Annotated in this window: 11 protein-coding genes; 6 read left to right on the top strand and 5 right to left on the bottom strand. The window is 65.0% G+C overall.

Annotation, left to right across the window (positions count from 1 at the left end):
- Positions 1 to 58 precede the first annotated feature (58 nt).
- The 4 genes from ACT2BZ_RS18295 to ACT2BZ_RS18280 all read left to right on the top strand — a co-directional run bounded on the left by ACT2BZ_RS18295 (position 59) and on the right by ACT2BZ_RS18280 (position 3001).
- The gene (locus ACT2BZ_RS18295) at positions 59 to 817 is read left to right on the top strand and encodes a competence/damage-inducible protein A (RefSeq protein ID WP_457936655.1); all 759 of its coding nucleotides are present in this window, start codon (positions 59 to 61) and stop codon (positions 815 to 817) included.
- A gap of 75 nt (positions 818 to 892) precedes the next feature.
- Positions 893 to 1717 carry a universal stress protein gene (locus ACT2BZ_RS18290; RefSeq protein WP_457936654.1) on the top strand — a complete coding sequence of 275 codons (825 nt, stop codon included), beginning with the start codon at positions 893 to 895 and terminating at the stop codon, positions 1715 to 1717.
- Between the two features lie 86 nt (positions 1718 to 1803).
- Positions 1804 to 2304 (top strand): xanthine phosphoribosyltransferase, encoded by a 501-nt coding sequence (gpt, locus tag ACT2BZ_RS18285; RefSeq protein ID WP_457936652.1) that lies wholly within the window; start codon positions 1804 to 1806, stop codon positions 2302 to 2304.
- 211 nt (positions 2305 to 2515) lie between these two features.
- Positions 2516 to 3001: an NUDIX hydrolase gene (locus ACT2BZ_RS18280; RefSeq protein WP_457936650.1), complete on the top strand. Its 486-nt coding sequence runs from the start codon at positions 2516 to 2518 to the stop codon at positions 2999 to 3001.
- Positions 3002 to 3062: 61 nt separating this feature from the next.
- Here ACT2BZ_RS18280 and ACT2BZ_RS18275 read toward each other — a convergent pair whose 3' ends face one another.
- The 5 genes from ACT2BZ_RS18275 to ACT2BZ_RS18255 form a co-directional block, all read right to left on the bottom strand.
- Positions 3063 to 3809: a GGDEF domain-containing protein gene (locus ACT2BZ_RS18275; protein ID WP_457936649.1), complete on the bottom strand. Its 747-nt coding sequence runs from the start codon at positions 3807 to 3809 to the stop codon at positions 3063 to 3065.
- A gap of 108 nt (positions 3810 to 3917) precedes the next feature.
- Positions 3918 to 4640, bottom strand: coding sequence for a ferredoxin reductase (locus ACT2BZ_RS18270; protein WP_457936647.1), 723 nt, complete (start codon positions 4638 to 4640; stop codon positions 3918 to 3920).
- Between the two features lie 4 nt (positions 4641 to 4644).
- Positions 4645 to 5253: a sulfite oxidase-like oxidoreductase gene (locus ACT2BZ_RS18265; RefSeq protein ID WP_457941376.1), complete on the bottom strand. Its 609-nt coding sequence runs from the start codon at positions 5251 to 5253 to the stop codon at positions 4645 to 4647.
- A gap of 150 nt (positions 5254 to 5403) precedes the next feature.
- Positions 5404 to 6660, bottom strand: a complete 1257-nt coding sequence (locus tag ACT2BZ_RS18260; RefSeq protein ID WP_457936646.1) for a hypothetical protein — start codon at positions 6658 to 6660, stop codon at positions 5404 to 5406.
- The gene (locus ACT2BZ_RS18255; protein WP_457936645.1) at positions 6654 to 6929 is read right to left on the bottom strand and encodes a hypothetical protein; all 276 of its coding nucleotides are present in this window, start codon (positions 6927 to 6929) and stop codon (positions 6654 to 6656) included. The genes ACT2BZ_RS18260 and ACT2BZ_RS18255 overlap by 7 nt, the downstream gene beginning before the upstream one ends.
- A 698-nt stretch (positions 6930 to 7627) precedes the next feature.
- On the opposite strand from ACT2BZ_RS18255, the gene ACT2BZ_RS18250 reads away from it, so the two are divergent.
- Both ACT2BZ_RS18250 and ACT2BZ_RS18245 read left to right on the top strand, forming a co-directional pair.
- On the top strand, positions 7628 to 11434 hold the full coding sequence (locus ACT2BZ_RS18250) for a vitamin B12-dependent ribonucleotide reductase (RefSeq protein ID WP_457936643.1): 3807 nt from the start codon (positions 7628 to 7630) through the stop codon (positions 11432 to 11434).
- Between the two features lie 306 nt (positions 11435 to 11740).
- On the top strand, positions 11741 to 12718 hold the full coding sequence (locus tag ACT2BZ_RS18245) for a PGN_0703 family putative restriction endonuclease (RefSeq protein ID WP_457936642.1): 978 nt from the start codon (positions 11741 to 11743) through the stop codon (positions 12716 to 12718).
- Positions 12719 to 12743: the final 25 nt, after the last annotated feature.

Below are 12743 nucleotides of genomic sequence, written 5' to 3'. Positions count from 1 at the left end.
TGCCGGACGGCCTGCAGCGGTCTATCTGGACGGAAACATCAGATGGGATCTTGCAGATATGCCCGATATCGTAACGGCCGCCATGATCGTGATCGGCGACGAAATCCTCTCCGGCCGCACCAAGGACCGCAATATCGGGCACCTGGCCGACATCATGACCGCCATCGGCATCGACCTGAAGGAAGTGCGGATCGTCTCCGACGACGAGGGCGACATCGTCGCTGCGCTGAATGCGGTCAGGGAGCGCTACACCTACGTCTTCACCACCGGCGGCATCGGCCCGACGCATGACGACATCACCGCCGATTCCGTTGCCAAGGCGTTCGGCGTGCCCTGCGACTACGACGACAAGGCCATCGCGCTGCTCGGCGCCAGCTACGCGGCGCGCGGCATCGAATTCAACGAGGCGCGCAAGCGCATGGCACGCATGCCCAAGGGCGCAACCCACATCGACAACCCGGTGTCGATCGCGCCGGGCTTTCGCATCGGCAACGTCCACGTGATGGCCGGCGTGCCGTCGATCTTCCAGGCCATGCTCGACAATGTCGTGCCGACGCTGAAGACCGGTGCCAAGCTGATCTCGGCCACGGTGCCCTGCGGCTACGGCGAAGGCATGGTCGGCGGCCCGCTGGGCGCGATCCAGAAGGCGCATCCCGACACGATCATCGGCTCCTACCCGAAGTATCTCGACGGAAAGTTCTGGACCGAACTCGTGGTGCGGGCCCGCACGCAGGAAGCGGTCGATGCGGCGCGCACCGACATCGAGGCCATGCTCGCCGATCTCGATCGGCAGCAGAAGGCGTCCAACCTGGCCTAGGGCCTGGCCTGTTGACCGTCAGGAAGCGGCGTGCGCAGCTAGGCGCTGCCATGCCTTACGCGCCAGGAGCTTGCCATGTCCTTCAAGACCATCCTCACCATCATCCAGGACAATGAGGGCGCGGAGCGGGTCTGCGGCTGCGCCTGCGCCATCGCCGAGCGCTTCGGCGCCCATCTGATCGGCCTCCATGCCGAGACGCTGCCGGTTCCCTACGTTTCGGCAATCGGCTTTCCCGACACGGAACTGATCGAGGCAACGGCCGAAGCCAACCGCGAACGAACCCAGGAAATCGCGGCGATCTTCACGAAGGCGACGTCAGACGCCGGGGTCGACGCCGAATGGCAGAGCCTCGAGAGTTTTTCCAGCGACCCTACCCATGCCGGCATCGCGGTCGCACGCTGCAGCGACCTCGTCATCGCCTCGCAGGCGGCGCCCGAGGGCCCGGCGCCCGACATAGGAGCCCTGCTGTTCGACGCCGGCAGGCCGGTTCTGGTGCTGCCTCACGATGCACCCTGCCTGAGTTCCTTCCGACGCGTCATCGTCGCCTGGAACGGCAGCCGAGAGGCGGCGCGCGCGGCCTTCGACGCGCTGCCCTTCATCATCGAGGCGGAGCGGACCGAAATCCTGTGCATCGATCCGGCGGACGCCGACGGAGCTGCGGCACCGGGCGCCGACATCGCCGCCGCCCTCGCCCGCCACGGCGCGGATGTCACCGTGCATACCGAGGAGTCGGCCGGACGGAGCGCCGACAAGGTGATCGTCGACAGGCTCGCCGCAACCGGCGCCGATCTCGTCGTGCTCGGTGCCTACAGCCATTCCTGGTTGCGCGAACTCATCTTCGGCGGCGTCACCCGCACCGCGGTGCAGTCGATGCCGGTGACGACCTTCCTGTCCCGCTAGGGCGCGGCGGGGTTGCCAACACCCCGCGTTTCCAGCTAATTGCCCGCGCATTCCGCGCCAGTGGGCGCCTCCGGAGTGCAGAACCCATGTCGCTTCCCGAAAAAGCCTTCCCGGTTTCCTGGGACCAGTTCCACCGCGATGCGCGAGCGCTCGCCTGGCGGCTCGCCGGCGGCGGCAAATCGCAGTGGAAGGCGATCGTCTGCATCACGCGTGGTGGACTGGTGCCGGCGGCGATCATTTCGCGCGAACTCGGCATCCGCGTCATCGAGACCGTTTGCGTCGCCTCCTACCACGACTACACGTCGCAGGGTCAGCTCCAGGTGCTCAAGGAGGTCTCCCCGGCACTGCTCGAGGACGAGGGCGAGAAGGTCCTCATCATCGACGACCTGACCGACACCGGCAAGACCGCGGCCATCGTGCGCGCGATGATGCCGAAGGCACACTTCGCCACCGTCTATGCCAAGCCGAAAGGCCGTCCGCTGGTCGACACCTTCGTCACCGAGGTCAGCCAGGACACCTGGATCTACTTCCCCTGGGACATGGGTTTCACCTACCAGAAGCCGATCGCCGAGGATCACGTAGGCTGATCGCCGGCCCCGGCACTTTCCCCTCGCATTGGGCGTCCCTGTCACATTGGCGGGGACGAATCATGTTTGACTGCACAGGTCAGGCAGCTGCCGCGGCTCGCGCCGCGCACCGTTGTTTACGGATTTTATAGTTCTTTTTCTTACCATTAACCGTAATATTCGTAAGGCGGCAAACGAATCGGGGCGGGGGGTTTTTCCCCCTTTGACGTTGATGAACGCATTATCGGCACAGTATCTGTTCGAGAGGGTCAGACGGCTCTTCGGCAGCGTGCCGTGCCGGCTGCAGGTCGCGGCGCTGCCGTGGCGTCGCCTCGACGACGGCGTCGAGCTCCTCCTCATCACCAGCCGCGACACCGGCCGCTGGATACTTCCCAAGGGCTGGCCGGACCCCGGCGAGGAACTTTGCGATGCAGCTGCGCGGGAAGCCGCTGAGGAGGCTGGCGTTTCGGGTGCAGTCTCGCGCCAGGAGGCCGGGCGATACTATTACGCCAAGATGCGTGGCTCGGGCGAGGAAGTGCCCTGCGAAGTGGTCGTTTTCGCACTCGAGGTGGATGCGATTGCCGAGAAATGGAAGGAAAAGCGCCAGCGCAAGCGCAAGTGGGTGACACCGCAGCAGGCCGCTCGCATGCTGAACGAGCCGGATCTCTGCCGCCTGATCTCAGGTTTCGCCGTTAATCCGCGCAGGTCCGCAGCCTGACGGGACTGGCCGGGCGCCGCGCCATCTCATCAACCCCATGCTGCCCCGACAGCCGTCGCCGCTAGGCGGCGCGATAGCGCTGCCGCTCGATCACCACCGTGTTTCTGCCCTCACGCTTGGCCGCATAGAGGCAGAGGTCGGCAGCCTGCATCGTCGCCATGGCCGCCTCGCCCGGCCGATGCGCCGCAAGCCCTATCGAAACCGAAAGCGTGATCCCGGGAATGCCGAGGGCACGCTCCGATTCGCTGACGTCGCGGCGCAGCCTTTCGGCAATCTCCGCAGCCTCATCGAGGCTGGCGCCGGCGAGAAATATGCCGAACTCCTCGCCACCGAGGCGTGCGCAGAGGTCGCCCTCGCGGGTGGCGGCACGGATATGCTCGGCAAGAAGCTGGATGACCTTGTCGCCGAGAACATGGCCGAAACGGTCGTTGAGCCGCTTGAAATGGTCGGCATCCACATAGGCGAAGACGCCGCCCTGCCGGCCGAGGACCGGGTCGGAAAGGCCTAGTTCAAGCCTGTCGAGAAAGGTCTGCCGGTTGAGCAGTCCGGTCATCTGGTCCGTCTCGCTCAGATGCGCGAGCCGCTCCGTCAGCGAGCGCAGCGTGTCGGTCTGCAACATCACGTAGATGATAACCGGCAGCGAGACGATGGCGGTGATGCAGCCCGACAGGATCAGCTCGCTCTGGATCCTCTCGGCGCCGTGATTGCGGTAATAGGCCAGAACGAGCAGTTCGGCGCTGCACATCACCACCGAAAAGATCACGACGATCCTCGTCAGGGTGCTGCAGCGCCAGAATAGAGAGGACATGTCGCTCTTCGCATTATCCATTCGCTGCACTGGTAGCGGAACGGCGTTAACGTTTGGTGCCCTAACGTAAGGAATTTTCGCCCTCTGGCGCCGTCGCAAGGCACCGGTTCAGATGCCGTAGCGCTCGGTGCTGATACGGCCGGCTGCGATGCCCGCGTCGATTGAACGGGTCGCCGCGTTCTCGACGAAAGGGTTGGAGCCGCAGATGAAGGTGCGCGCCGGCAACCCGCCGAGCTGCGACAGGGCGCGTTCGATCATCGAAGCGTCGATCCTGCCGCTCAGCACGCCGACCGGTGGCGCGGTCTCCCGTGTCAGCGTCGCGATGAGGTGAAAGCCCTCCGCCCGGCCGGCCAGCGCCGCGAGTTCGTCGCCAAAGATCAGGTCGGCCTTCGTGCGGGCGGAGAACAGAAGCACCATCGGCGCCTTCGACCCGCTGTTGGCCCGGTGCCGCGCCATCGACATGAAGGGCACGATGCCTGCGCCGCCGCCGACCAACAGGATCGGCCCGCCATCGGCCGACTGCCAGATGAAATAGCCGCCGAGCGGCGCGCTGAGTTCGATCTCGTCGCCGACCCTGGCGACATCGTGGAAGAAGGGCGACACCTCGCCGTCGTCGAGCCGCTCGATGGCGAGTTCCAGATGACCTGTCTCCTCCGGCGCGGAGGCGATCGAATAGCTGCGCTGGGCGCGGTAGCCGTCCGGCGCTGTCAGGCGGACCGCCACATGCTGGCCGGCGACAAAGGGCAAGTGGTGCGGCGTGGCGAAGAAGAAGCTCGAGACCGTCGGCGAGCGCCGCACGATCCCGGTAATGGTCGCGGTGCGCCAGCGCATCGCCTCAATCGTCCGTGTAGCGTTGCTCGCGCCAGGGGTCGCCGTAGCGGTGGTAGCCGCGCAGTTCCCAGAATCCGAGCTCGTCCCTTTGCGTGAACTGCAGCCCGTTGACCCACTTGGCCGACTTCCAGAAATAGAGATGCGGCACCAGCAGCCGCGCCGGGCCGCCATGATCAGCGCTGATCGCCTCGCCGGCATAGCGTGTGGCGATCATCGCCTTGCCGGCCACAAGGTCCTCCGTTGGCACGTTAGTGGTATAGCCATCGTAGGAATGCGCCAGCGTATAGGCCGTCGGCGGCTCGATCCCGGCATCGGCCAGCATGTCGTCGATCAGCACACCTTCCCAGAAGGTGTCGAATTTGGACCAGGTGGTCACGCAATGGATGTCGCGGGTCATCTTGGTCTGCGGCAAGGCATGGAACTCCACCCAGTTCCAGCTTTTCACCGGCCGCACGCCGTCCTTCAGCGCAAACGTCCAGTCCTCGGTACGGATGCGCGGCGTCGGCCCGGCCGACAGGACCGGAAAGCCGCTTTCCAGGAACTGGCCGGGCGGCAGCCTGTCCCTGACTTCCGGAGGTCTGTTGCCGCGTCCGCTGAACCCGCGTGTCACCATCTGAGGCTCCTGCGCCTGAATGCGCGCACCCACATGTTTGCCGGGATTTTCGACGCTGGCAATCGCCCAGCCATGCCGACCGGCGCCACGCGTCGCTGCGTCATCATCGATCGAAACGTCGCCCAGCATTTGCCGAATCGCATTGCGCCGTCAGGCGACCAGCCGCAATTCTCCGTCGACATACTCATACTCGAAGGTGAACCACTTCTTCGTCTCGCTGCCGGTCTCGATGCGGAACGCCGTCAGCAGGCGCTCGCCATCGGTCTTCAGATAGATCGCGCCATAGACGGTGACGTTCGAGCGGCCAAGCGTCCAGATGTCGTCGATGATCTTCTCGCGCGCCTTGTCCGACGTCGAATCGGAGAGGTCGAGGACGCGGCGAATGAGGCTCTCGACCGCCTTGGCGTCCTCCATCTCACGCGTCGAGCGCTGCAGCTCGGTCGACAGGATCACCGGCGTGGCGCCCCTTCCCCGCTTGCCCAGCCTTCCGAGCAGGTCGGGCCGCGGATGAACGTGCCCTTCCTCGTCGCCCGACGAGATCACGAAGGCGGCCGGCAGCACCGTGTCGAGAAAGGCGTCGGTGACCTTTTCCGAGCCGTGATGGCAGGTCTTCATCACCTCGGCGCGGAACCAGTTGGCCGTCGTCTCGACCATCGCGTCATGGGCCGCGGTGCCGGCACGGGGAAAGCGCGCGAGCCCGGCATAGTGGGCGAGCAGGAATTTCTCCGCCTTGTCGTTCAGGTCGCCGCCGAACAGCACCTTGAACTTGCCGTAGTGGAGCCTCAGCAGCACCGAATGGCCGTTCTTGGTCTCGCCGTAGCTGCCGAGCTTGCGCAGCCGCGGCGCGCCGCCGGCGTCTGGCTCGACGACGGGGCCGAGTATCTCCACCGCATAGGGCCGCTGGCCGGAGGGCTCGAAGCCCGGCATCCAGACCCGGTCGTCCGCTTCAACGCCATGCGCGGTGGACAGCATGCGGATGTCGGCGATGTTGGGGTTGTCCAGCGCACTGCGCATGACACGCGGAAAGTCGAAATCGCCGAGGTCGACGCCCGGCCCGAACAGGGCCTCGATGTCAGCGCGTGTCTCGGCCAGGTCTGCGACATATTTCTTGCCCGTCGCAGCGTCCGTCGCCACGCCGCCCAGCTTCTCGAACTGTCCGCTCACCGGGCGTTCGGCCAGCCCGTTATGGTAGACGACGTCGAAGCCGAACTTCTGGCTCGCCGCGAAGATCGTGTCGAAGCCGAAATAATGATCCTTGTCGGGATGCGTCATGATGGCGGCATGCAGTTTCATCGGCTCGCCGAGATAGCGGAACCGCTTGTCGAGAAAGGCGTGCATGTTGCTGGATATGCCGGCATCGAGCACAACGACCCGCTCGCTCTGGTCGGCTTCCGGCGCAATCAGCACCGCGCCGTCGCCCTGGCCGACATCGAGGAAAATGATCTCCAGCGGCCGCGTCTCGGAGGTGTGCGCCTTGGGATGAATGATTTTTCGACTGAGTCGCGCCCCGCCGCCCATTCGATCTCGAGCCAGCCGTCGGCGCTCTCCCCTGTCACCTTGAGGAAGTCGCCCCACAGCACCTCGCGCAGCTTGGTGGAGCGGTTGGCCTTGAAGAGATAGGTCTTGATGGTCTTGCCGGCCGCCGTTTTCGGCAGGCCCACGTAGCGGTTCTGCATGTTGGCTCACCTCGGCCGTGTTCAGTCCCGATGCTGCCACCCACTATGTCGGGCCCGCCGGAGGCTGGCAAGCCGGGCGGCCCGGAAGCTGCCCTTCAGGAAGGCTGGAACGCTGTGCCGGCTAACGCAGCGGGAGGGGGTGAATTCTCCCCGTTATCCACATGAGTGACACACAACATGTTGGGGTCACAAAACTTACAGAAACGAATCCTTGACGTGACAAAACGAGTCGCCTCATATGGATCATGCGCTTGTGTTGAGGGCGCGGCCGGAAAGTTCTGAGCCCGGTCTTTTTCCCCGGAATTTGTGCGTATTTCCCGCGAACCGCCCGTTTACGAGGCCGGCGAACGCGTGGGGAAATCTTTGCCTTTAAACGCGGCAAAGTTAGAACTGCGGGGGTGGAATAAATTGTCTGTTAACACTATATTTAGTGTTTGCGACTAGGGTTGGGGCTAGATAGTGTGGACTTCCCTCGGTTGAGGGAATCGAGAAAATTTCAGTTTTGAGGGACCCGCGGGGGTTCGTCGAGATGCTCGCCAGAGGTTCCGAAAGGAGGCTGACGCGCTTTGCGACGGAAACCTGCGACAGGAGAGCCGGCAGCCTTCGGGATGTCGGGCGCGGCGGACTTGCGTCTTGGTGGATTGGAACGGGAAAGTTCCTTCGAAAGACGCTATATATAGATAAAAGGGATCAGGACGATGCATATCCAGAGGCGCTTCACAAAGTCGGGCCAGTCGGCTTACGCGGCGATCGAGTTCCGCAAGGCGCTTTCTGAGATCAAGAATCCGGACGGCTCGGTCGTCTTCCGGCTCGAGAACATCGACGTGCCGGCGCAGTTCAGCCAGGTCGCGGCCGACATTCTCGCGCAGAAGTATTTCCGCAAGGCCGGCGTGCCCGCGCGCCTGAAGAAGGTCGAGGAGAACGACGTCCCGTCCTTCCTGTGGCGCTCCGTCGCCGACGAGGCCGAACTCGAGAAGCTGCCCGAGGACGAGCGCTACGGCTCGGAGATCGACGCCCGCCAGGTCTTCGACCGCCTTGCCGGCACCTGGACCTACTGGGGCTGGAAGGGCGGCTATTTCGCCTCCGAGGATGACGCCCTCGCCTTCCGCGACGAGCTCGCCTACATGCTGGCCACCCAGCACGTCGCGCCGAACTCGCCGCAGTGGTTCAACACCGGCCTGCACTGGGCCTATGGCATCGACGGTCCCGGCCAGGGCCACTTCTACGTCGACCCCTTCACCGGCAAGATGACCAAGTCCAAGTCGTCCTACGAGCATCCGCAGCCGCATGCCTGCTTCATCCAGGGCGTCGGCGACGATCTCGTCAACGAGGGCGGCATCATGGACCTCTGGGTGCGTGAGGCGCGCCTGTTCAAGTACGGCTCTGGCACCGGCTCGAACTTCTCCCACCTGCGCGGCGAAGGCGAAAAGCTGTCGGGCGGCGGCCGCTCGTCGGGTCTGATGTCGTTCCTCAAGATCGGTGACCGCGCTGCCGGCGCCATCAAGTCGGGCGGCACCACGCGCCGCGCCGCCAAGATGGTGATCGTCGACGCCGACCATCCCGACATCGAGGAGTTCATCGACTGGAAGGTGCGCGAAGAGCAGAAGGTCGCCTCGCTGGTCACCGGCTCGAAGATCGTCACGAAGCACATGGGCGCGGTCATGAAGGCCTGCGTCAATTGCGACGGCCCGGACGGCGACTGCTACGACCCGCTGAAGAACCCGGCGCTCAAGCGCGCCATCAAGGACGCCAAGCGCGACGGCGTGCCGGAGAACTACATCAGCCGGGTCATCCAGTTCGCACGCCAGGGCTACACGGCGATCGAGTTCAAGACCTACGATACCGACTGGGATTCGGAAGCCTATCTCACCGTATCGGGCCAGAACTCCAACAATTCCGTCTCGCTGAAGGACGACTTCCTGCGCGCCGTCGAACAGGACGGCAACTGGAACCTCACCGCCCGCAAGGACGGCAAGGTGATGAAGGAACTCAAGGCCCGCGACCTGTGGGAGAAGATCGGTTACGCCGCATGGGCGTCGGCCGATCCCGGCCTGCACTTCAACACCACGATGAACGACTGGCACACCTCGCCGGCCGGCGGCCCGATCCGCGGCTCCAACCCGTGCTCGGAATACATGTTCCTCGACGACACGGCCTGCAACCTCGCCTCGATCAACCTCCTGCCCTACCGGCGCAAGGACGGCACGATCGACATCGAGGCCTATGAGCACACGGTGCGCCTGTGGACCATGGTGCTCGAGATCTCGGTGATGATGGCGCAGTTCCCGTCGAAGGAAATCGCCCGCCTCTCCTACGAGTACCGCACGCTCGGCCTCGGCTACGCCAACATCGGCGGCCTGCTGATGACCTCCGGCATCCCCTATGATTCCGAGGAGGGCCGCGCGATCTGCGGCGCGCTCACCGCGATCATGACCGGCGTCGCCTACGCCACCTCGGCCGAGATGGCCGGCGAACTCGGCGCCTTCGCCAACTACGACGCCAACGCCGACAACATGCTGCGCGTCATGCGCAACCACCGCCGCGCCGCCTATGGCGAGAGCGACGGCTACGAGAAGCTCGCCGTCTCGCCGGTGCCGCTGGTTGCTTCCGACGTGAAGCAGCAGGACCTGGTGACGCATGCCCGCGCCGCCTGGGACCTCGCCATCGAGCTCGGCGAGAAGCACGGCTACCGCAATGCGCAGGCAACCGTGATCGCGCCGACCGGCACGATCGGCCTCGTCATGGACTGCGACACAACCGGGATCGAGCCCGACTTCGCGCTGGTCAAGTTCAAGAAGCTGGCGGGCGGCGGCTACTTCAAGATCATCAACCGCGCCGTGCCCGAGGCGCTGCGCACGCTCGGCTACACCGAGGCGCAGATCGCCGAGATCGAGGCCTATGCGGTCGGCCACGGCAACCTGAACCAGGCGCCGGGCATCAACCCCGGCTCGCTCAAGGCCAAGGGCTTTACCGACGAGAAGATCGCGGCGGTCAACGCCGCCCTCGGCCAGGCCTTCGACATCAAGTTCGTCTTCAACCAGTGGACGCTGGGTGCCGACTGGGTGAAGGAGACCTTCGGCTTCACCGACGAGCAGCTCAACGACTTCTCCTTCGAGATCCTGCCGGCACTCGGCTTCTCGAAGAAGGACATCGAGGCGGCCAACGTCCACATCTGCGGCGCCATGACGCTTGAGGGAGCGCCGTTCCTCAAGGACGAGCACCTGCCCGTCTTCGACTGCGCCAACCCGTGCGGCAAGATAGGCAAGCGCTACCTCTCGGTCGAGAGCCACATCCGCATGATGGCGGCGGCACAGCCCTTCATCTCGGGTGCCATCTCCAAGACCATCAACATGCCCAACGACGCCACCGTCGAGGACTGCAAGAACGCCTACATGCTGTCCTGGAAGCTCGCGCTGAAGGCCAATGCGCTCTACCGCGACGGCTCGAAGCTGTCGCAGCCGCTCAACGCTTCGCTGCTGGCCGACGAAGAAGACGAGGACGACGATGCCGTCGAGACGATCGCCGCCGCACCTGCTGCTGCGCGCGCCGCCGCCGTCACCGAGAAGATCGTCGAGCGCGTCGTCGAACGTCTCTACCGCGACCGCGAAAAGCTGCCGAACCGCCGCAAGGGCTACACCCAGAAGGCAGTCGTCGGCGGCCACAAGGTCTATCTCAGGACCGGCGAGTTCGACGACGGGCGCATCGGCGAGATCTTCATCGACATGCACAAGGAAGGCGCCGCCTTCCGCGCGATGATGAACAATTTCGCCATCGCCATCTCGCTCGGCCTGCAGTACGGCGTGCCGCTCGAGGAATATGTCGAGGCCTTCACCTTCACCAAGTTCGAGCCGGCCGGGATGGTCGTCGGCAACGACGCCATCAAGAACGCCACCTCGATCCTCGACTACATCTTCCGCGAGCTGGCGGTCTCCTATCTCGACCGCGGCGACCTTGCCCATGTCGACACGTCGAACTTCGGCAACACCGCACTCGGCCGCGGCATTTCGGAAGGCAAGGCCGAGGCCGTGTCCAAGGGCCTGACGCGGGGTGCTGCCCTCAAGATGGTATCGAACACCGGCGCCGATCCCAAGGGCGCGGCCGGCACGGCACCCGCCAAGACGTCGGCGCCCGTTGCCTTCTCCGGCTCCAATGTCAGGGCGCTCTCCACGGCTTCGGCCACGGCCGGCCTGGCGCTGAAGCCCGCCTATGCGGAAGCGCCCGAGGGTGCGGTTGCCTTCAAGCGCGACTATGAGGAGCGGGCGAAGGAGCTGGCCGAGGACGTCGCCAATGACGAGGCGGAGGAATCGCCGGCATCGGCGATGTTCACCGACGCCGCCGCCGAGGAAGCCGCCCAGGCCAAGAAGGTCGCCTCCGACCGCCGCGCCAAGTCGCTGATGCAGGGCTATACGGGCAATTCCTGCTCGGAGTGCCAGAACTTCACCATGGTGCGGAACGGCACCTGCGAGAAGTGCGATACTTGCGGAGCGACGAGCGGCTGCAGCTGAGGGTTCTTCCTAATGATTGATCAAAGGCCGGGCAGCAGTGCCCGGCCTTTTTTGTTGCTAGAGTTTGGCTGAAAACGCCCCTCCGCTGTTCGTCATGCCAGGGCTCAGCCGAAGCGCAGCGAAGGCGTAGACCCGAAAATGACGAAGGCGTGGCGGCAGCGCCGGCCACCAAGGCACGGCGGCGCTGGAGTCGCGCGCCGCCAAGAGCGCTGCTCGGTCCACAATGCGGCCCGCCCGTCCTGCGAAATGATAGCCCTGCCCGCCAAGGTCGGCTAAGCAGGGCCGAACCAACCGAGCGAGCCCATCATGACCGACCAACCCGCGCCGGACTTCGTCGCCCAGGAGCGCGAGCGCCAGGCGGCGTTCTTCGCCGCCAGGCAGCCGGGTGAAGCAGGTTTCGAGGGCAGCGCCTATCGCCTGCCGCCTGAAAACCGGCTGTCCAACCTCAACCCGGCAATCCGCGACCTTGCCGCCCGCTATTTCGACGACAACGCCATCGCCTGGCACCAGCACGCGGCGCACGGGCTGTCGTCGCAGGTCTGCTGCCTCAACTTCCTGATGCCTCTGGCGACCCGCCCGGACATGCTCGCGCGCCTCGTCCAGTCCGCGCTCGGCGGCGACCTGCCGGAAATGCTGGAGGTCGAAAAGGGCCCGGACGGCGAGGCATGGTTCGTCGGCTTCGAGTGGGTGGGCAGCGAAAACTACCTCAATGAGTGGCCCCCAACCGGCAAGCCGAAGCGCGGCGCCAACGTGACGAGCGCCGATGCGGTCCTGCGCTTTCGTCAGGCCGGCAAGGTGGAAACCCTGCTTGTCGAGTGGAAATACACCGAGACCTATGGTTCGCCGCCGCAGGCCAAGAGCGAGCCGGAGCGGCTGAGGCGCTACCAGGCCATCGCCTTCGCGCCGTTCGGGCCGATCCGCAGCGATGCCGGCCTGAAGCCCACCGAGCTGTTCTGGGAGCCCTTCTACCAGCTGTTTCGCCAGCAGATGCTGGCCGCGCGCATGCAGGCCGCGCACGAGGCCGAGTACGGGCGCGTGCGCGTGCTGCACATCGCGCCTGCCGCCAACCAGAGGCTCAAGCGGGTGACCTCGCCGACCCTGCGAAAACTTGGCGACAACGCTTTTGATGTGTTTCGCCAGTTGCTGGTCGAACCGGACTCATTTGTCAGCCGCTCGACGGAATCGCTGTTTGCCCCGCTGATCGACGATGCGCCAGGCGATGACCCCTGGGCCGCCTACCTGCGCGAGCGCTATACATTCGTCGCAGCCGGAATGGACAGTTGAGACGGGAACGCCGCGAGCTCTCATG

The organism is Mesorhizobium sp. 10J20-29, assembly GCF_054130485.1.
This window is presented reverse-complemented; position numbering and strand designations above follow the sequence as displayed.